The sequence below is a fragment of the Azospirillum doebereinerae genome, assembly GCF_003989665.1.
In the GTDB taxonomy this organism is placed as follows: domain Bacteria; phylum Pseudomonadota; class Alphaproteobacteria; order Azospirillales; family Azospirillaceae; genus Azospirillum; species Azospirillum doebereinerae.
In genome coordinates this window covers 391,006-410,659 of sequence record NZ_RZIJ01000002.1, presented here as the reverse complement: position 1 = coordinate 410,659, position 19,654 = coordinate 391,006, and the positions used below count along the sequence as shown (strand labels likewise).

Genomic DNA, 19,654 nt, shown 5'->3' with positions numbered 1-19,654 from the left:
CCTCTACACACCCGACGAATGCTGGAACTACCTCAGACACGCTGGGTACGTATCAGATTAAACGCTCGAAACTCTAAAGCCGTTGGTATGATTCAAAGTCTTGGAAAGGTAGGCTTTGATGAGTGACGGTCCGTTCTGGTTGACGGTTGAACAGTTTTCCCGGCTTGAGCCGCATCTTCCGCGCGACACCCGTGGGAAGCCGCGCGCGGACGATCGGCGCGTGATCAGCGGGATCGTCCATGTGCTGAAGTCGGGTGGGCGCTGGGTGGCTGCTCCAGCGGTCTATGGCCCCCGCAAGACGCTGTACAACCGCTTTGTCCGCTGGGCGGCCAAGGGCGTCTGGGAGAACATCTTCCAGGCCTTGGCCGCGGCCGGCGGACCACCGAGCCAAGTGATGATCGATTCCACGGCGGTGCGCGCCCATCGTTCGGTGGCCGGCGGCAAAGGGGGGAGCGCGCCCAGGCCATTGGCCGGTCGCGGGGCGGACGAACCACCAAAATCCACGCCCTGAGCGATGAGCGCGGTCGGCCGCTCGCCTTCCTGCTGACGGGAGGCCACGTCGCCGACTGCACCGCCGCCGACCGTCTGCTCGACCGGATGCCCGCCACCGATCTCCTGCACGGTGACAAGGGCTACGACAGCGCCGCCGTCCGCCGCAAGATCGAGGACGCGGGTGCCGCGCCCAACATTCCGCCGCGTGCCAACAAACGCTGGAAAAACTGTTTCTCTCCCTACCTCTACCGGAACCGAAACGTGATCGAGCGTATGTTCGGACGCCTCAAGGATTTCCGACGCATCGCCACACGCTACGACCGATCCGCGACCAACTTCATGGCCGCCGTCTGTATCGCCGCAACCGTCGCATACTGGTTATGAGTCCGGACCCTAGCTAAAAGGCGTGCTCCCTACTGGAATGTTGGTGCGATCCATCTCATCAAGTTCACTTTCCCAATTCGTCGATGGATTGAATGTTGATACTTGCTCAGGAATATGCATTCTAAACGAAAGCCCTTCGGGTTGGACGAATGTCTGAGCAAGGAGATCCCGTTCTAGCAACCGCATAGCAGGATCGTCCAAACGGTAGAGCCGCGGCAGGAATGTGTGCGAGTAGCGCATTCCATAGGCGCCCCAGTCCTGCATTGTCGCATGTATGTAGCCGGCCCCGGATTGGTTACCGTATAGTGACACTCGCCGCAGGAACTCATCCGCGACCTCGGCGCCTGCTCCTGCATGCGACAGCAAAGTGGCGATGCTGCTGACCATCGACGGTAGGGTCTCCCCCATCGTAGTAGAAACAGCAAGGCCAACGCTCATCAGATGCAATTGCTCCATCGCGCCCGATGCCAAGAGCTTTGGCTCGAGTTGATGAAGGCCGCTGAACTCGTGGATAGATGAACTTGCCTGCGTTGTCTTTACCTCGATCGAGTGATTCCCAATCTGGAAGTCACGTCCGGCTTCTTGCCAGCCCTGCCAGAAGTCAAGGCAGCGCATCATCGTCGTTAGACGGTTTCTGCGCACCAAGATCAAGTGTCTCAGGAGAGTTAATTCACCAATCAAGCCGATAATAATGTTCTCGGCTAGTGCGCCACGGCGAATCACTATTTCGATAATCGGCTCAACGTCAGTGAAGGCTGCCTGCACGCCTTGCGGATCAGTGATCCCAGCGCGCAGCAACTCGATAGCGATCAGCGCAGCGATGGAGGCGAAATGCGGCGCCGATGGAAGTACGATCCGGCTGGCAGGGAAGGGCTCACCTCCTGCCTCCGGCCGCCAGTTACTATGCTGCAAATGACGTCTGACGAGCGGCGACGACGCGCGAATCTCTGGACCTCGAATGAAGATCTCGTAATCGCCTGCTGTTGTTCGCGCGATCGCGAGCGTGGTCGTCAGCCAACGAAGGTTGCGCACGTGTCCCTGCGGGACTCTCAGCGCCTCTAGGTCCACTCTCAAGGCCTCGAAGTGAAGATCGCTCATGTCCGAAGCGCCGCGATATGGTCAGGACCACCATGCGGCAGCCCGAGGCCGATGGCCAGCAGGTCTGTGGGCAGGCTCGGAGCGCTCACGACATGCAGAAGCGCGAGGCCAGGGTGCCCTCGCGGACGCCAGCTTGCGCGCCCCTGGAGGCTGGGTACCGGCGTCGTTCGATGATAGTAATAATCGACCAGTTCGTCGCCATAGTAAGCGCCACCGTAGCCTCGCGTGCCCCAGAGGGTCTGAAGCGCATTATCGTTGAACTGCCGCGTCACCGCTCTTACGCCTCTCTCCGCAAGCCTTGGGTCGCGGGCGGAATGCACGCCATGGCGGAAAGCGAGATAGAATTTTGGCGTGCTCGCCCGCAGCGTGTCCGAGTAGCTCCAGGGCACCCCAGGCCGATCTGTTGGATAGAAGCCCGGCGCCGAATGATTGCCGACTAAGTGGGACCATAGCCTGAGATAGGCGGCAATCGAGTAAGGGCAGGATTGGGGTTCTGCGCCATAGTCCTGTGGATGCCGCATTGGTGGCGTGAATAACGGATCGTCGATCCTCAGTAGTCGCGCATAGTGCTCCCAGCGTTGGCTCAACTCATTGCCGAGGTCGGGATCATGGTGTGAATAGCGCAGTGCGTCGAGGAACTCGGCCAATTGCTGCAAGCTGACAGGCTCCGAGCGGATTAGCCCTCGCTCAAGGCCATTGTCGTCATTCAACGGCACCCACTCACCATCGGCCAGCAAGCCTGCCGCAACGTCGATGTTATGCTTCGCCAGCACGTCGTCAACAGTCTCGACCAATCGGATCGATGGGCGTGGTCCAGGCGAGAGCGGGACCTTTCGAGCCTCAACTTTGCTGGTCGCCACAAATGATGCGCCTTGCAGTACCAGCGCCGGCCCGCTCACTCCCTCGCCAGCGTCCATTGAGGACATGATTTCTGCTTTCAAGGCGTTGTCGTTGATGTGATAGCGTCGAAACAGCTCCAGTTGATCCTCATAGGTGAACACACGGCAGAACGGGAGGAATGAACCACGATAGCCGAACCAGCGTTGCATTTGCATCTGGGTGTCGGCCGCTGGCTCCGCCGCTCCGCGCAGGAACAGACTCGTTGTCAGTCCCTCAAGCGTCAGCCCGCGCGAGAGCACATTGCCGGCAACGAAGATGGACAGGCTGTCGGGTGGAATGCGCGAACCTGTCTCCTCCTCGACAGGATCGAAACGCGGCCGATCATCAGACGATGGATCGCTATTCAGCACACGTAGCCTGACGTTGGGAAAAATGTGCTCGACCAGCGCCTCACGTACCTTCGGCCAATCACGAAGCGATATAGGCGCGTAGGGTGCCTGCGGCAGCATTGCTAATTCAATGCGGGATGCCTCGAACCGACCCAGCCACGCCGACCATTGATCCTCCTCAAGTGCGAGGCGGCGCGCGAGGCCTTCGACGGGGATTTCCAAAGAGACCTTGGCCTCGTCATCAAGCACGACTTCGGCCTCGTGGCCGGGCATGGCCGAGGCCCAGCGCACGACGTCCACCGCCGTGCTGAAGTGATCCTCCTTCCGCGCGGATGGATGGATCAGCATCGTGTGCGGACCCGGTGCCGCATCGCGCGCCGCCTCAATTGATCCGTAGATGCGATCATGCGAAAAGGCATCGGCCCAGCCGGAAGAGAGGCTCCGAATCGCAGCCCCGACGAGGTAGCAGCGCAAAGCGTTGGAAAGCATCGACCAACGCAGCATCTCACGCCGGCCGGCAAGTTCCGCCTCAGTCTCGCCGGGACGAAGATTTGGGAACGGCCAAGTATGGCATAGTGCACCATCGCCAGCTTTGCGGAGGCGCTCATAGAAAACTTCGCCTCCGCAATAATAAGAACGAACACCCGCTGTTTCAGCATATGTAAGCGTCCGGGAATTGACGGTACCTACCGGGCCCGGCGTCCGCAGGGCTGCGTTGAAGTCCCGTGGGCTCAGCGGATTATGGGTGGCCTGCAGAAAATTCGCTTGCGGCGTCGCCGTATAGGCGACGTAGCTTGCTAGCATCTCAGGATGCCGCGTCCCGGCTTGGTCGGGGTCGCCACTCCATAATGCCGTGATGAGGCGTGGCGTGACCTTCTGCGATTGCTCGCTGTCGAGCACGCTCGCATCGTCCGCCTCGTCGTCGAGCAGTAGGATCGAGTAAGGCCGCCCGCGGCTAGAGAGATAGTCGTCAGTAACGATGTCCCCGAGGAACCGGCGGAGCATCAGCAGGTGATCATCCTCCTTCGGGATCACACAGATGATCGGCCGGTCTAAACGCAGCGCCTGCCGGGCAAGCGGGCGCTGTAGGTAGCGAGTTGGGTCCGCGCGCTGCTCATAAAGGACATCCGCTGGCTGCGGTAGAATCAGCCGTTCAGCGCGCCGCCGATAGGCAGTCTCGGTCGTCGAGGCATCGAGTTGGGCCAGGAGTCGCTCATAGGTCTGAAGCCAAAGGCCTACCCGCGTCCCCGCTAGAAGGATGAGGAGATCCACGCCGGCATCTAGTGCCAACGCAGCCACGCCGAGCATGCTTGCCGTCTTACCCGACTGGACAGAGCCGACAACCATGCCGGTGCGGACCCTTGATTCGGGCCAAGCCGACTGATCGAACTTAATCCCGTCGCGAGGGAGCGCCTTCTCGATGATGTAGTGAGCGTCAGCCTCGAGCACGGAGAGTGCGGTCGATGAAAGTCGACCTTCGATGCTGACACAATAGCGCGACCACCACGAACCGCCGCCAGCAGGGCCACCGTCCATGCTCGGGGCGTTGTTCTCCTCGCCAACCGGGACAACCGCCGCTGGGCCGAGATTAGGCTCATCAGTAGCCATGTCAGGTCGAGATCTTGCGGATCTCAAGTAGGGCTTCGACTGCGCTAGCCCCATAGCGATCCCGAACCGCCGCATCTGCCTCAGACATACTGATCCCTAGGGTCTCAAGTATACTCGTTGAAGCATTTGCGATGTGCGCCCACTGAGTCTTATTCTGGGTACTCATAGGGCCAATCATCTGCGAAGTCAGATCGCGCACTGCATCAATCTTGTCCTCAAGTTTTGTCCCTTGGCCGATGATGACGAGCACCAGACAGGCGACGAGGCTCGCGACTACAGGCAACTCCTCCCACTTGGAGGCCATCTCGCTCTTGCCCTTGCGGCGAAATTTTGGATGCCATGCATCCGAGGCAAGTTGAAGAAGCTCAAGTGCGGCAATGAGGTCATTCGCCAAGTTTTCGAGCGTCGCCTTCGCGCGAAACTGCGGTAGCCGATTAGAATCAATTGAGCGCAGGAAATCGTCAATATGGCTCGCCGTCGAAGGCGTCCGGTAAGCCTTGTCCAAACCCTGCGCGGGCTTGAGAAACAGGGTGGCAACTGTCCAGAGCAATACCTTAGTGCGTCGGAAGCGTGTGATACCAAAGCCTAGAGCCTTTATGTTTTCATGAGCTGTCGTCGGATCGATTCCAACCTTGACCAACTCCGGCGCAATCTCGGGTTCTGGGCGATCGCCGCCTACGAACAGCATCAGGCGTGAGATCATCAGGTGATTGAAGACCGCGTTCCGGATCTCCTCCGCGTTCAGTTTTATTCCCTGCTGGTTGTAAAGCCTAAAAACCTTATGAATATCGCGCACAGGCGTGTCTTTATAGATAAGCACCGGAATGAAATACTCGCAGGGGAACTCGAACAAGTCGGAAACTGTAATCATCTCACCCGCGATCCGCACCTGATGATCCTTGATGTCGCAGTAGTAGCGCCCACCGAGTGGCGATAATGGGTCATCCTGAGGGTACTTCTTCGTTTTGAACGGCAGATACTTTTCCCGGATATCGGTCGCGCGCAGACCATTTCGGCGCGCGAACAGCCCGAAGTTGGTTGAGAAAAGCGGGAAATCCTTCATGCTCTTCGCGTTTTCTAGGCCCTCCGGATGGGCTCCCATGAAGCGGAGGATCGCAGTTACGCGCTGCTTACCGTCCACGATCTGGTAGGATTGGCTGCTCGAAACGCGCGCCAGGATGATCGATGGCAGCGGGATGCCACGCAGGATCGACTCGATTAGCATCTGGGAGTCTGAGTTCGACCAGACGAAATCGCGCTGATAGGTAGGGTTCAATTCAAGTTGCTGTTTCTTTGCGCGCCCTGAGAGGAGATAGATAGGCCACCTGTCTACTGTGGCGTTGATCGAGATCGGCTCCGTTGCCGGCGACTCGTTCCAGGCATCAACCCATGCCTCGGTGGCCGCGGCAACGGGGATTTCATCCGCGAGCATTTGTAGAAAGGCTTCCCGATTGCTGACTGCTCGGCTCAGCCGCTCCTCGAGTGCCTGCGCGCCCATTTCGGTCAGCAGAATATGGCCATCTTCGACCACGAAGCTGGCTTCCGCTTTGCCCGGCGTCAGTTCATCGAATAGCCGTAGTGCTGTTAGTGTGGGCGGGTCACCCTCTCCGAAGGTGGAGTCAAGATTGAGCCAAGTTGAGACATCAAGTAGCCGCGCGAGCCAAGTGCTCGATGTGAAGTCGATCTCCGTCGCGTCGAACGGACGAGGTGCACGGAATCGCTTATCGAGTTTGGGGATCGGGCTTGGCTGCGACAATCCCGAGAGGAGCGTCGCAACCTGGTCATAGTCAAGGTCCTCCAACGCTCGCCCCTCCAATTATCATGTGTGCCGTTCTGGATGATTAGGCCGTGATTTCAATAGAGGTGGAGTGCCCGTCAATAGGTCGCTTCAGGCCGTCAACCATCGGTTCATCATCACCAAGCAACGCCTTCGCCACTGCGGCGATGACATCGACGTTGACCGCATTGCCAAGTGCCTTGAATGCAGCCGCCTGCGTTCCAGGCAGATGCTCAAGCTTACCCATGCTTTGCAATCTGGCGCACTCGCGCATCGTCATGTAACGCCGCTCCCACGGGATGACCGGCACCTGACTTGTTGTCAGGGCGACAAGCGATGGCGAGGCCGTCGGGCGCTTGGCGCGTATCCCAGACGCACGGAACTGAATAACCGTCTGCCATAGGTCACGCGGCCCCCCCTTCCAGTTCCATTCGAGCTTTTGAAAGCTGGGTGCAAACTCCGTGATTCGAGGAAGCCATTGATCGATCACGGCCTTGTGGCGCTTGTAGAACTCGCGATTCTGATAGATGAAACCTTGCTTCCACTTAGGGAAGCTCTCGACCTCATCCAACGCATAGACGGGCAATGCAGCTTTGACCGTATCGGCACAAAGGCCCTTAAGCGAGCGGCCAAGCGCCCCTTTGAAGCGAGCCATTCCTTCAAAACCAAGCGCGTGGGGCGTTTTGTCACAGTAAGGATAGGTGGCTCCAAATTCCATCGCCCAAATCGGGAACGACGGAAGCTCCTCGCTCTTCGGTAGCGCGTCCAGCAGAGCTTGCCATGCCTCTAAGTATTCTAAAAATTTCGGTCCAAGTTTGCGGGCTTCATTCGGATTCTCGTCGAGGATGCTCTTTATCGAAATCAGATTTGCTTTGTGAGTCGATTTCGGCCATGAAAAATTGTCCAGCCCTTCGCGCGCTCCAACAATGATGGCGCGTTCGCGTACTTGTGGTACGCCGAACATGTGTGGCGAGAGTTTTCCTAAATCGACATCGTAATCAAGAAATTCTAATCGAGTCTTGATTTTTTCCCACGTCTTCCCTCCGTCGTGACGGATCAGGTTCGGTACATTCTCAATCATTAGGTAGGCAGGTTTGTGCTTGTCCAAAATTTTGAGCACGTAATCGAACAGATCACCCCATTGCGGACAGTCGAATCCAAGCTGGTCCCCCGCCTTCGAGAAAGGTTGGCAAGGGAATCCGGCGCATAGGATGTCGTGTGGCAGCACTCTGGAATAGGCTTCCCGAATGTCACCATGCGGACGAATACCGAAGTTCTTTTCATATAGGTCAGCGAGTGCAGGATTAATTTCCGAGGCAAACACGCATGTGTGCCCCAGCCGCTCAAGGGCCTGGTGGAATCCGCCAAGCCCCGCAAACAGGTCAATGAACCGCAACCCCGCCATCGTCTATCTGTCCAATGGAAAGGTGAGTTGTTTGGAGGCGTGGCGCTCTAACAGATCCTGCACGGCTACTTTCACAACGTATTGCAAGGTGAGGGGTGGGCGGTGCCCTTCAGCAAGGGTGCGCAACGCCTCGTAATCCCTCGGGTCTAGAGAAACAGTGAATCGTTTCTGTCCCGCAGCCTTAGCCATGATGCACCTCTTTGCACCAAAGTGCACCAAATGTGGACAACTGTCGATATATTTCTGATGCGTAGGCTGGTTAGACCGGCATGATTACCCGCGCCTGCACGCCTTCGCCCGACACTGGGGCTTCCGGGTGCGGGCCTGCGCGCCGTACTGGGCGCGCACCAAGGGCAAGGACGAGCGCGGCGTCGGCTATATCAAGCGCAACGCCATCGTCGGCCGCTCCTTCGCGACTTGGGTGGAACTGGAAGCGCACCTGGAAGCGCACCTGGAGGCCTGGACACGGCACATTGCCGATCAGCAGCTTCACGGCACGACCGGCGAAGCGCCGATCGAGCGGTTCCAGCGGGAGAAACGTAAGCAGCTACGGAACGCCGCCTTGTTGGGTGTGAGGAAGTAGGTGAAGAGCGGGTCTACGGAGGCTCCATTGGAGTCCAGAAGGAGGCTCGCTTGATGCAGAGGGCCGAGGTGATCACCGGCAAGGAGCGGCGCCGGCGGTGGAGCGAGGCGGAGAAGGCTCGGCTGGTGGCCGAGACGCTGGAAGCGGGGGCGATCGTCGCCCATGTCGCCCGCCGGCATGGGGTGGCGGAAAGCTGCCTGTACACGTGGCGCCGCCAGCTGGTCGGCGGGATGGTTGATCCGCAGCCGCATGATGACGCCGCGCTGCTGATCCCGGTGGCGCTCGATACGGCCCCGGCTTGCCAGGCGGGACCGTCGTGCCCGCCATCGGCGCCTGCGCCTCGCGCGCTGGTTCGGTTCGCCGACGGGACACGGCTGGAGATCGGGGCGGACTACCCGACGCCGGCGTTGACGGCGCTGATCGCCGCGCTCGCGGGGCGGCGATGATCAGCGTGCCGCCGGGTGTGCGGGTCTGGTTGGCGGCGCGGCCGGTCGACATGCGCAAGGGCTTCGACGGGCTCGCCGCCGTCGTCCAGCAGCACCTGCGCAAGGATCCGTTCTCGGGCCAGTTGTTCGTGTTCCGGGGCCGGCGCGGCGACCTGCTGAAGATCCTGCTGTGGGATGGCCAAGGCTTCGTTCTGATCGCCAAGAGATTGGAGAAGGGTCGCTTCGTCTGGCCGGGCCCGGCCACCGAACAGGTCCGTCTGTCGCCGGCCGAGCTCGCCATGCTGCTGGAGGGCATCGATTGGCGGGCCCTGCGCCGCACCGACGAGCCGGCGCCGATGTTGGCCTCCTGACAGCCTGCGGCGGGGTGACTCACCCCGGCTCCGGCCGGTGACCGGCGCGCCGCCGGCCGGTACACTGGCGCCATGCTTCCGCATTCCGCCGGCGATCCGCTCCCCGACGACGTGGCCGCCCTTCAGGCGCTGGTGGGCGAACTATCGGCGCAGCTGGCCGAGCGCGAGCAGGCGGTGGCGGCGCGTGACCGCATCATCGACACGCTGAAGGGCCAGTTGGCCGCATTGCGCCGGCGCAGCTTCGGCCAGAGTTCGGAGAGGCTGGGCCGGGCTGCCGATCAGCTCGAACTGCAGATCGAGGAGCTGGTGTCAGTGCCGGGTGAATACTCCACAGAAGGGGCGGATGAAATTTCCCCAGTTTGATGCAATGGCACGGCTCCGGGGCGATCGCCCCGGAGCCGTGCGCCCACCGCGTGGCCATGATCCCCTCCATCGATGGAGGGGGAGCGCCGGTGGTCAGACTTGGGGAAGTCGTCAGGGAGTGTCCGGAATTTCGTGCTCGGCGGGGTTATCCTGAAGCAGAAGGAGACCCTGAATGGCCCGGCGCAAAGACCCGATCATCCCCGACGCGATCCTCGACCAGTTGCTGGCGGGGGCGGATGCCAAGACGGCGTTCGAGCAGAACGGCTTGCTCGACCAACTGAAGAAGGCGCTGACGGAACGGGCGCTGAGAGCGGAACTGGATCATCATCTGGCCGGTGACGAGAGCGGCAACCGTCGCAACGGCTACGGCCGCAAGACGGTGCTGACCGAGGGCGGGTCGATGGACCTGTCCATTCCACGCGACCGGACAGGAACGTTCGATCCGGCGCTGATCGCCAAGTACCAGCGGCGGTTCCCCGGCTTCGACGAGAAGATCATCTCGCTGTATGCGCGGGGCATGTCGACGCGGGAGATCACCGGGCACCTGCGGGAACTCTACGGCATCGAGGTCTCGGCCGACCTAATCTCCACGGTGACGGACGCGGTGATCGAGGAGGTGACGACCTGGCAGAACCGGCCCCTGGAGGCGATCTATCCCCTGGTGTTCCTGGATGCCATCCGGGTCAAGATCCGGGACGAGGGCCTGGTGCGCAACAAAGCCATCCATGTGGCCATCGGCGTGCGGGCCGACGGCGCCAAGGAAGTGCTGGGACTATGGATCGAACAGAACGAGGGCGCCAAGTTTTGGCTGCGCGTCCTGAACGAACTGCGCAACCGGGGCGTCGAGGACATCCTGCTGGCCGTGGTCGATGGGCTGAAGGGCTTTCCCGAGGCGATCGCCGCCGCCTATCCCGAGACGATCGTCCAGACCTGCATCGTCCACCTGTTGCGCCACAGCATGGAGTTCGCGTCCTGGAAGGACCGCAAGGCCATCGCCGCCGCGCTGAAGACGGTCTACGACGCCGTCGACGACAAGGCCGCCGAGGTGGCCCTGAGCGCCTTCGAGGACGGCCCCTGGGGCGAAAAGTATGCGGCCATCGGCAAGGCGTGGCGGCGGGCGTGGCAGGAGGTCATTCCGTTCTTCGCTTTCCCCCGCGAGGTCCGGCGTATCCTCTACACCACCAATGCCATCGAAGCCTTGAACTCGAAGCTGCGACGGGCGGTGCGGGCCAGGGGGCATTTCCCCAATGACGAGGCCGCCCTGAAGCTCCTGTTTCTCGTCTTGAACCGCGCCGAGAAAGACTGGAAGATGCCACCGCGGGAATGGACGGCCGCAAAGGCGCAGATGGCCGTCATCTTCGGCGAGCGGTTCGCAAAGGCGATGAACGCCTGATAATGAAATCGGCCCCGCCGAGCACGAAATTCCGGATACTCCCAGTCGTCATGATTCTCGATCTCGCGCGCGAAGGGCTGACGGTGTCGGCGATCGCCCGCCGTACCGGCCTGGACCGGAAAACCATCCGCAAATACATCGTCCAGGGGCTGGAGCCGCCGGCCTACACGCCACGGCCCCCGCGTCCGACGCTGGTCGGACCCTTTGAAGCCTACCTCCGGGAGCGCCTGCAGGCGTTCCCAGACCTGAGCGCCCGGCGTCTGCTGCGGGAGATCCACGAGCGCGGCTACCAAGGCGGCTACACGGTGCTGAAGGCGTTCGTGCGCAGCGTCCGCCCCACGCCCGTCCCGTCCTTCGAGCGCCGGTTCGAGACGCCGCCCGGCAAGCAGGGCCAAGTCGACTTCGCCTTCTTCAAGACGACCTTCACGGACGAGCCCGAGGCGGAGCGGATCGTCTGGCTGTTCTCGATGGTGCTCGGGCACAGCCGCATGATGTGGGCGCGTTTCGTGGCCCGCCAGGACCTGTCCACCGTGCTCCGCTGCCACATCGCCGCCTTCGAGAGCTTCGGCGGGGCGCCCGAGCAGATCCTCTACGACCGCATGAAAACCGCCGTGCTCGGCGAGGTCGAGGACCCGGACCAGCCCGGCCGGGGCATCGCCTACAACGCCAAGCTCCTCGATCTCGCCGCCCATTACGGCTTCCTGCCCAAGGCGTGCCGACCCTACCGGCCCGAAACCAAGGGAAAGGTGGAGCGGCCCTTCCGCTACGTGCGCGAGGACTTCTTCCTGGCCCGCAGCTTCCGCAACCTCGAGGACCTCAACGCCCAGTTCACCCAATGGTTGGTCCAGATCGCCAACCGCCGCCGGCATGCCACCACCCAGCGCATCGTCGTGGAGCATTTCGTCGAAGAACGGCCCCACCTCAAGCCGTTACCGGCCGGTTCCTTCAACAGCGTGCTCGCCCTGGAGCGCCGTGTCACCCGCGACGGCATGGTGTCGGTCGCCGGCAATCTCTATTCCGTACCCGACAGCACCCGCCGGCGGGCCGTGGAGGTGCAACTCACGGCAGAGACCGTCACCATCCTGGAGGACGGCATTCCCGTCGCTTCCCACCCCGTGCTGGAAGGGCGCGGCCAGCGGCGCATCGCCACCGGCCACCGGACCCAGCCCCCGCCGCCCAACAGCCAGACCCCCAGGGCGGTCGCCACTCCGGCAACTCAACCTCCGGGGGACACGGTGACGCCCCGCTCGCTGGCCATCTACGACGCCATCGGCCGCCGCCTTGCCGGCCAGCCGGAGGCCGTCCGATGAGCGCCGCCTCGCTGGAGGGCGGCCCGGCCAGCCTGGACCGCATCCGCCGCTACCTGGTCGGGCTCAAGATGCCGCGCGCCCTGGAAGCGCTGGAGCACATCCTGCGCCGCATCGAGCGTGGCGAGATCTCCGCCCTGGAGGCCATCGACGCCCTGCTCGGCGAGGAACTGACCCTGCGCGAGGGGCGCCGCGTCAAGGCCGCCTTGAAGATGGGCCGCCTGCTCACCGTCAAGACGCTGGCCGGCTTCGACTTCTCCTTCCAGCCTTCGCTCGACCGCGACCGCATCATGGCCTTGGCGGAACTCGACTTCGTCGACCGCCATGAGGTGCTTCATTTCCTCGGCCAGCCCGGATGCGGCAAGACCCACCTGGCCCTCGCGCTCGGCGTCGAGGCCGTGAAGACCGGCCGCTCCGTCTACTTCTCCACCCTGGCCGACATCGTCAGCTCGCTGGCCAAGGCCGAGCGGGAGGGCAGTTTGCGGGAACGCCTGCGCTTCCTGTGCCGGCCGCAGTTGCTGATCGTCGACGAGATCGGCTATCTGCCCGTCATCCCCGGCGGCGGCAACCTGTTCTTCCAGCTCGTCAACGCCCGCTACGAGCGCGGCGCCATGATCCTGACCTCCAACCGCGGCTTTTCCGAATGGGGCGACGTGTTCGGCGGCACCGTCGTCGCCACTGCCTTGCTCGACCGCCTGCTCCACCACGCCGTCGTCGTCCAGATCGAGGGCGCCAGCTACCGCCTGCGCCGCCATGCCGAGCTGATGCCGGAAAGCACCCGCACCCGCTCGATCAGCCCATCACCACCACCACCGGCACGACGCCGGGGGCGCCCACCAAAAGAGAGGGAGGCCAACCAAGACAGCAACCCTTGACCACACCAACCATCTGGGGATGTTTCACCCGCCCGATCTGAGGAAACTTCATCCGGCCTTTACACCGGCGGCGGTCGGCCGGGAAACCCGCACGCCGCGCACCCGGGTCCAGTCCAGACCTTCGACGAGCGCCGAGAGCTGGGCCGGGGTCAGCCGGATCACGCCGTCGCGGATCGCCGGCCAGCGGAACTGGCCCGCCTCCAATCTCTTCGAGACGAGAACCAGACCGGTGCCGTCCCAGTGCAGGAGCTTCACCCGGTCCGCCCGCTTGGAGCGGAAGACGTAGACGACCCCGCTGAAGGGATCGGCTCCCAACTGCTGCTGCACCAAGGCGGCCAGCCCATCCATGCCCTTGCGGAAGTCGATCGGCTTGGCGGCGACCAGCACCCGCACCGCGCCCTCCAGGCCAATCACCGCGACGCCCTCACCGCGCGCAGCACCGCCTTGACCGTGGCGCTGTCCATGCCGGCGGGCACACGCACCACCGCATCGCCGATCCGCACCTCGATGGCCGGAAGCTCCTTCGGCGCGGCTGGCGGCGGCGTGGTGTCCAGCACCACCGGCGCGAACACCAAGCCCTCCTCTTGGAAGCGGTCGGCGGCGCGCGCTTCCCGGCGCCAGCCGAACACCTGCTGGGGCCGCAAGCCGTGACGCCGGGCCACATCGGAAACAACGGCCCCCGGCAGCGCAGCCTCCGCCAGGATCCGCACCTTCTCCTCCGGCGACCAAGTTCGACGCCCGACGTCCCCCGTGATCACCTCCATGCGACGCACCCGCACGGGCTCAGGATCAAGCGTAAGGTCGAGCGCAGACACAAACCGATCTCCCGTCCAGTCGATCCGGGAGCCTCGCTCAGCCCTGCCTCACCCGCAAGGTGCGGACAGAACACCGCTTACGATAGCCATAGGGACAGGCCACATGATTCAGCTTTCCAGCCCGGTCACAAGGCGGCGCTCGGCGGAGGGGTACAGTTCCACCGTTACGACACGGCAGCCCGGGATCACAAAAAGCTCTTGCATGCTCCATTACATGGGATCTCCCGAGGGCGCCGGCACCAGCGCTGTCAGCTTTTCCACGTAAAGTGCGGGAGAAACAAACAAACGGGGCCACCTCTAGGCGTCACACACGGGCAAGATCAACAATCCAGGTAGCTAGCTGTATGTTTGCGAACATGATCGTAAAGTTGCATATCTAGGGCGTTGTCGGCGACCAGCACGGCGTGGGTCGCGGGATCGATCTCGGGCTCCGGGTTGTTTGACATATTGTCGGTCGGAATAACGTAAGCGGGCCAATTCAGCATATTGCCGATTCTTGCTGTCACGGCAGGTAGGTCTTCCTGTACGCCGACGGCAACGTAGTGGTGCTTCAGATTATGGAGTGCTAGGCCTAGCAGCCAGTCTTCGTTGATCTTGCCCGTCTCCGGCGCGATTCCAGCGATAACCCGACACATATGGTTATTGGTCATCTCGGTTATTCCCGAAGCGACAAAATCCCGTAAGGTTGCGCCGCTACGCAATATCTCGGCAAAACTGGAATTTTCTAGCCGCTGCTGATGCCGGTATAACGACACGATACGCTTTAGGGGCTCGCGCAATACCGTCACGTAACGGGGTGGGATGCCGAGCAGGCGATGAATACCATGGGAAAAATGTCCCATAACCACTGAAGGCAGCAGGGTGGCGCGAAAATTGAGAATAAAGTCTAAATTCGGATTCCCCAGCTGAAGCTGGCCTTCGTAAACCAGGGAGACATCGGGGCTTAATTCGCGAACCAGATTGCCCAGACTTGTGCCACCGGTTTTCGGTATATGTGATATGATAAGAGGCGGCAGCATGCAAAATCCTAAGTATTCACGCTCAATAAATAATAACAGTACGATTTGGGGGATGTCAATCACCATAGCCGGCTCTGGGTATTCGTTTCTCCCGTAGCTTGCGTAGATAAGGCCGTTAGGAGGACAAGATAGGGCGGCAGGTCGAAGTTGGCGCTTTCATATATCTGACGTTCGATCGGCTTCAACGTGTTGATCTGCCCCTCCGCCTGCCCACTACTCCAGGGCATGGAGTGTCACTTTGAGCGCCGCCTCGTCCTACCTTACGGTAAGCGTCTGCTGCAGGCACGTCCGATGGCCGGATCACCAATTCCGATTGCCTCCAACTGTACGTTATGCCGCCAGTCGTGGACATAGGAAAGCTGCGGCGTGTTGTACCGAACAGGTCGCGCAGCGTCACCTTGCGTGCCGATAGCGGATTGGAGCCCGGAAAATCCCATTCGGGGCCCGGCTCACCCCATGCCACCTTGCCGGCCCGGAACTCGTAGAAAGGCAACCCTCAGATGACGCTTACCCCTCACCAAATTTGCCCGACTTCCCGCACCTTCCGGATGAGTCAATGCATTGGATTGCATGCCCCCGCAGCAGTGCCGCCAGCCGCCACCGCGTGACCGCGTCGAAAGTTTGCAACAGATCCGAAAACTGTTTAATTATCTGAAGTGAAAGGAGATTACAGATGGCTAACCGATTTGTCATTGTGTCTGCAGCTCGCACCGGAAGTACTGTGTTGCGGCATATGCTCAATAATCATCCGAATATGTGCTGTCACGGAGAGTTGCTAACACGTGACGCAAATGCGGCAATTTCCAGACATGCAGGGTATGGCGGAAAAAAATCAAATATACTTGATTTTTCTGTTGAGCAATTAAAGGCGGATCCTGCCCGATATATTCGGGAATTTGTGCTCAATCCCGGAAATTTTAAGGCTGTAGGCATCAAAATAATATATCAAGATTTGCTTGGCACTCATGCCCGTGGCGTTCTTGATTGGATCCGTGATAATAAAGATATAAAGATCATTCATCTGCGGCGGCAGAACCGCCTGCGGCGCCTAATTTCACACAGGCTTGCGATACAAAGTGGGGTTTTTCTCGTGCATATTGGCGGAAATACTCCAATTTACGATAAAATAAAACTTGGACTCGAGGAGTGCATTGTTGATTTTCAAGAAACAATTCGCCTTGAACTAATGGTTGATGGAATTTTTTCAGAGCATTCCGTCAAATCCGTTACTTACGAACACATTATGAATTCATTCTCTGATGAAATCGACGGTGTTCTTGATTTTATTGAAGTACCAAAAGTTCCATTGACATCAACGCTTGTCAAATTAGGCGCTAAAAACCTTAATGATGTGGTGGATGACTATGCCGAGTTGCGCCGGTCCGCTGCGGGAACTCCATACGAATCCTACTTTGACTAGGAATGAAACCAAAAAATGGGCTGCCGCCCTCTGGGCTAGCCCATTGGGTAAGTGGACCGTGGATGCGACGTGAAAAACTATAGAATAATATGTGTAGTGGATTTCTTAGGATCTCATACTCGACAATTATCCTCCTGGATTGCGTCGCTGCTAAGCTTGGGTATTCCAGCCTCTTGCATGGAGGTATGCTTGGTCGAAGGAGGGACGCCTGAACTGGTGGAAAGGCTTGCCCGGCTGGGCATCGCCACTCGGGCGACCCCCCGCTTGGTGGATGGGAAATACTGCAATAAAATCGGTGCTTTCCAGCCCTCCGTCGCGTCTGGTACCCCGGTCTTGCTGACCGATGTGGATATCGTGTTTGCCGAGCTGCCTGATATCCCCGTCCAGCCTGATGATGGTCGGATTTGGGCTCGGATCGTTGATTGTCCCAATCCGCCCTTGTCCATACTTCGTGACATTTACTATGCGGCGGGCTTGACCAAGCTCCCTCTGGTTACGCGCTGCGGATATCGCGATGCACAGACCTTTGCGATCAATTGCAATGGCGGTTTCTATGCTCTTTCAAATGCGACCTCAGTCGCCATCGGCGCATCATGGCTGGCCTGGGCCGAGTGGCTGTGGAAGCGCAGGAATCTGCTGGAGGGGTATCTGATCCATTTGGATCAGATCGCCTTCGGCTTGGCGGCCCATAGCGATGGGCTGGCGATCCAATTGTTACCGGCAGAAGATAACTTTCCGACCCACCTGGGGCCGGCGGCCGGAAATGCGCTCATCTGTCCCCCGCGGATTATCCACCATCATGATCGGCTGGCTCCCGATCGAACCGTCTTGCCGCTCGGTCATAAAGACGTGGATGCGCAAATCGAAGCTGTCAACCGGCGTATGGCCTCGACCATAGCGGAAGTCCGTGCTATTCTTGAACCTGATCCTATGTAAGCTAGAGATGGTAGGACGATGAGTTGGCAGCATCCGTTCCCGGTCTAGCAGTAGGTACAATTCATTATAAACAATCTCCGGCTGTTCATACTATGCTAAAAAATATTTCCTATGTTTACAAAAATGCCCATGGAGAGAGCTATAGAACGGAAGATGTTAAATTCTCTCCATCTGGGCGCCGCATGGCAGTTATATCTGTTGATAATTGCATATTTATTTACGATGTTAATATAACAGCTCGACCAATTCAAGTAATATTGAAAATTGAAATTCGTTCAGCAAGTTTGATATACCCGCACGGCGTGGATTTTTTGAGCGAGGATGTCATTGTCGTTGCTAATCGTGGTTCGGATATTCAATTTTATGAAATCCCTTTTGTGACGGAAGGAGTGCTCTCGTCTTTCGTCGATCCGATCTATCAGGCGCCATCGCCATGGTTTGGCAAGAAAGGCATAATGAAACAGCTGCCCGAACGGAAAATTTATACCGGGCCAGGCGGCGTTCGTTTTCTCAATGGCATCCTGTTCGTTAGTTGCAACAATATACCCTCAATAACAACACATGTTTGCACGCTGACGCCGGATGGCATGCAGCTTCAAGATGATGCCATCATTACCCAAGACGGTTTCCAAGTTCTTGACGGCGTTGCCGTGAGCCAGGACGGGAGCAGGTTGGCGGTGAGCGATCTTTCTCACAATCGGATCGTCTTGTATGATCGGCTTGGGAGTGGGGCTGGCCACACATCGCCACAGTCCAGTTTCACGCAGACCGTTACCTTGCAGGATGAGGATTTACGCTTCCCGCATGGCCTCTGCTTCGACCCGAGTGGGAAGATTTTGTACGTTACGGATGCCGGCTCTCCCAATGTGTATGTTTTTGCGACCCAAGACGACTGGGCCTCTTCGTTTTTAACTAGCTCTTTTAAATTGAAAGCAGTAAGGGATGCGGCATTTGCCAAGACCAGAACAGGACTTGGTGAACCATTCCGAAGCCTGGAAGGGGGCGCAAAAGGCATCGACATTGACCCAACGGGCACCGTAGTCGTTGTCACGTGCAAGAACCAACCCCTTCGCTTCTTTGAGACACAGCCTGGAATGTTCAGTGGCTCATGATGGGTGCCGGGGGGGAGCGCACATAACCAGAGCGGCGACGAGAGTGCCGAGTAGAGCTTTATCGGGCCAGCGCTTTGAAACAGGCTCTCAGCGCCAATCATTTTCAAACGCTCTCCAAACCACTCCATAGGATCTATGTCTTAGAGCGCCTAACAAAACCTAGCGGGGGGCTGGGACGCTGCCCATATAGTGGGCATGGCGAAACCTCTTGTGAGCGACGAACTGTGGGCGGTGATCGCGCCGTTGCTTCCTGCGCGGCCGACGCGGCCGAAGGGCGGGCGCCCTCCGGTTGAGGACCGGGCGGCGCTGACGGGCATCATCTTCGTGCTGAAGAGCGGCATCCCCTGGGAGATGCTGCCCCGGGAGATGGGCTGCGGCTCGGGCATGACGTGCTGGCGCCGGCTGCGCGACTGGCACAAGGCCGGGGTGTGGCAGGCGATCCACCGGGCCTTGCTGGACCGCTTGGGTCAGGTCAACGCCATCGATTGGAGCCGGGCGGCGCTGGACAGCGCCAGCGTCCCGGCAAAAAGGGGGGTCCGGACACCGGCCCGAACCCGACGGACCGCGGCAAGCCAGGGTCCAAGCGCCATATCGTCATCGACGCCAACGGCATCCCGCTGGCCGTGACCATTTCGGCGGCCAACGTCCATGACAGCCAGAAGCTCGAAGCCACCGTCGACGCCATCCCGGCCATCCGGCAGTGCGCCGGCCGGCCGCGACGCCGACCGGCCAAACTGCACGCCGACAAGGGCTACGATTATCCACGCTGCCGCCGGGCCTTGCGCAAGCGGGCCATCATCCCGCGCATCGCCCGCCGCGGCATCGAGACCAGCGAGCGCCTCGGCCGCCACCGCTGGAAGGTCGAGCGTACCCTGGCATGGTTTGCCCGTTTCCGCCGCATCGTCGTCCGCTACGAGCGCCGCAGCGACATCTTCGCCGCTTTCCATCAACTCGCTGCCGCCCTCATCACCTTCCGCTTCGTCCAGCGATACCGATGCTGTTGAAAACGGTTTTGTTAGGCGCTCTTAATCCCCAACCGTTT

The 19,654-nt window shown here is 60.0% G+C and carries 16 protein-coding genes and 3 pseudogenes; 12 read left to right on the top strand and 7 right to left on the bottom strand.

Features of this window, described 5'->3' with window-relative positions; genetic code table 11:
• The first annotated feature begins 118 nt into the window (after window positions 1-118).
• A pseudogene (locus EJ913_RS05135) lies at window positions 119-876 on the top strand (IS5 family transposase).
• A 9-nt stretch (window positions 877-885) separates the two neighbouring features.
• On the opposite strand, the gene EJ913_RS05130 reads toward EJ913_RS05135, so the two are convergent.
• From EJ913_RS05130 to EJ913_RS05115, 4 genes are read right to left on the bottom strand one after another with little or no spacing between them, the layout of a single operon-like run.
• On the bottom strand, window positions 886-1,974 hold the full coding sequence (locus tag EJ913_RS05130; RefSeq protein WP_126995415.1) for a PD-(D/E)XK motif protein: 1,089 nt from the start codon (window positions 1,972-1,974) through the stop codon (window positions 886-888).
• On the bottom strand, window positions 1,971-4,811 hold the full coding sequence (locus EJ913_RS05125; protein ID WP_185909689.1) for a Z1 domain-containing protein: 2,841 nt from the start codon (window positions 4,809-4,811) through the stop codon (window positions 1,971-1,973). Before EJ913_RS05125 ends, EJ913_RS05130 begins: the two co-directional genes overlap by 4 nt.
• A gap of 1 nt (window position 4,812) precedes the next feature.
• Entirely contained in the window at window positions 4,813-6,612 is a 1,800-nt protein-coding gene (locus tag EJ913_RS05120; RefSeq protein ID WP_126995411.1) for a DUF262 domain-containing protein, read from the bottom strand.
• Between the two features lie 40 nt (window positions 6,613-6,652).
• Window positions 6,653-7,993, bottom strand: coding sequence for a DNA cytosine methyltransferase (locus tag EJ913_RS05115; protein ID WP_126995409.1), 1,341 nt, complete (start codon window positions 7,991-7,993; stop codon window positions 6,653-6,655).
• 280 nt (window positions 7,994-8,273) lie between these two features.
• Between EJ913_RS05115 and EJ913_RS05110 the strand changes: the two are divergent.
• From EJ913_RS05110 to istB, 7 genes and pseudogenes are all read left to right on the top strand, one after another.
• Window positions 8,274-8,537 (top strand): annotated as a pseudogene (locus EJ913_RS05110) (IS21 family transposase); the annotation flags it as partial.
• A 92-nt stretch (window positions 8,538-8,629) separates the two neighbouring features.
• Entirely contained in the window at window positions 8,630-9,022 is a 393-nt protein-coding gene (gene tnpA / locus EJ913_RS05105; protein ID WP_126995407.1) for an IS66-like element accessory protein TnpA, read from the top strand.
• Complete coding sequence (gene tnpB, locus EJ913_RS05100) at window positions 9,019-9,372, top strand: IS66 family insertion sequence element accessory protein TnpB (RefSeq protein WP_126995405.1); 354 nt, start codon at window positions 9,019-9,021, stop codon at window positions 9,370-9,372. The genes tnpA (EJ913_RS05105) and tnpB (EJ913_RS05100) overlap by 4 nt, the downstream gene beginning before the upstream one ends.
• A 72-nt stretch (window positions 9,373-9,444) precedes the next feature.
• Window positions 9,445-9,735: an IS66 family transposase gene (locus EJ913_RS05095; protein ID WP_126995403.1), complete on the top strand. Its 291-nt coding sequence runs from the start codon at window positions 9,445-9,447 to the stop codon at window positions 9,733-9,735.
• Between the two features lie 172 nt (window positions 9,736-9,907).
• Complete coding sequence (locus tag EJ913_RS05090; protein ID WP_126995401.1) at window positions 9,908-11,128, top strand: IS256 family transposase; 1,221 nt, start codon at window positions 9,908-9,910, stop codon at window positions 11,126-11,128.
• A gap of 2 nt (window positions 11,129-11,130) precedes the next feature.
• A complete protein-coding gene (istA, locus tag EJ913_RS05085; RefSeq protein ID WP_126995399.1) occupies window positions 11,131-12,438 on the top strand; it encodes an IS21 family transposase in 1,308 nt (435 codons plus the stop codon).
• Window positions 12,435-13,310 carry an IS21-like element helper ATPase IstB gene (gene istB, locus EJ913_RS05080; protein WP_126995397.1) on the top strand — a complete coding sequence of 292 codons (876 nt, stop codon included), beginning with the start codon at window positions 12,435-12,437 and terminating at the stop codon, window positions 13,308-13,310. The genes istA and istB overlap by 4 nt, the downstream gene beginning before the upstream one ends.
• Window positions 13,311-13,358: 48 nt before the next feature.
• Here the strand turns inward: istB and tnpB (EJ913_RS05075) are convergent, their stop codons facing one another.
• From tnpB (EJ913_RS05075) to EJ913_RS05065, 3 genes are all read right to left on the bottom strand, one after another.
• Window positions 13,359-13,724 (bottom strand): IS66 family insertion sequence element accessory protein TnpB, encoded by a 366-nt coding sequence (gene tnpB / locus EJ913_RS05075; protein WP_126995395.1) that lies wholly within the window; start codon window positions 13,722-13,724, stop codon window positions 13,359-13,361.
• The gene (gene tnpA, locus EJ913_RS05070) at window positions 13,721-14,074 is read right to left on the bottom strand and encodes an IS66-like element accessory protein TnpA (protein WP_126995393.1); all 354 of its coding nucleotides are present in this window, start codon (window positions 14,072-14,074) and stop codon (window positions 13,721-13,723) included. The genes tnpB (EJ913_RS05075) and tnpA (EJ913_RS05070) overlap by 4 nt, the downstream gene beginning before the upstream one ends.
• A 371-nt stretch (window positions 14,075-14,445) precedes the next feature.
• A complete protein-coding gene (locus EJ913_RS05065) occupies window positions 14,446-15,210 on the bottom strand; it encodes a sulfotransferase family protein (RefSeq protein WP_126995391.1) in 765 nt (254 codons plus the stop codon).
• Between the two features lie 607 nt (window positions 15,211-15,817).
• On the opposite strand from EJ913_RS05065, the gene EJ913_RS05060 reads away from it, so the two are divergent.
• From EJ913_RS05060 to EJ913_RS05045, 4 genes and pseudogenes are all read left to right on the top strand, one after another.
• Window positions 15,818-16,564 carry a sulfotransferase gene (locus EJ913_RS05060; protein ID WP_126995389.1) on the top strand — a complete coding sequence of 249 codons (747 nt, stop codon included), beginning with the start codon at window positions 15,818-15,820 and terminating at the stop codon, window positions 16,562-16,564.
• Between the two features lie 216 nt (window positions 16,565-16,780).
• Window positions 16,781-17,500 carry a hypothetical protein gene (locus EJ913_RS05055; protein ID WP_126995387.1) on the top strand — a complete coding sequence of 240 codons (720 nt, stop codon included), beginning with the start codon at window positions 16,781-16,783 and terminating at the stop codon, window positions 17,498-17,500.
• 23 nt (window positions 17,501-17,523) lie between these two features.
• Window positions 17,524-18,612 (top strand): hypothetical protein, encoded by a 1,089-nt coding sequence (locus EJ913_RS05050; RefSeq protein WP_126995385.1) that lies wholly within the window; start codon window positions 17,524-17,526, stop codon window positions 18,610-18,612.
• A 195-nt stretch (window positions 18,613-18,807) separates the two neighbouring features.
• Window positions 18,808-19,616 (top strand): annotated as a pseudogene (locus EJ913_RS05045) (IS5 family transposase).
• Window positions 19,617-19,654: the final 38 nt, after the last annotated feature.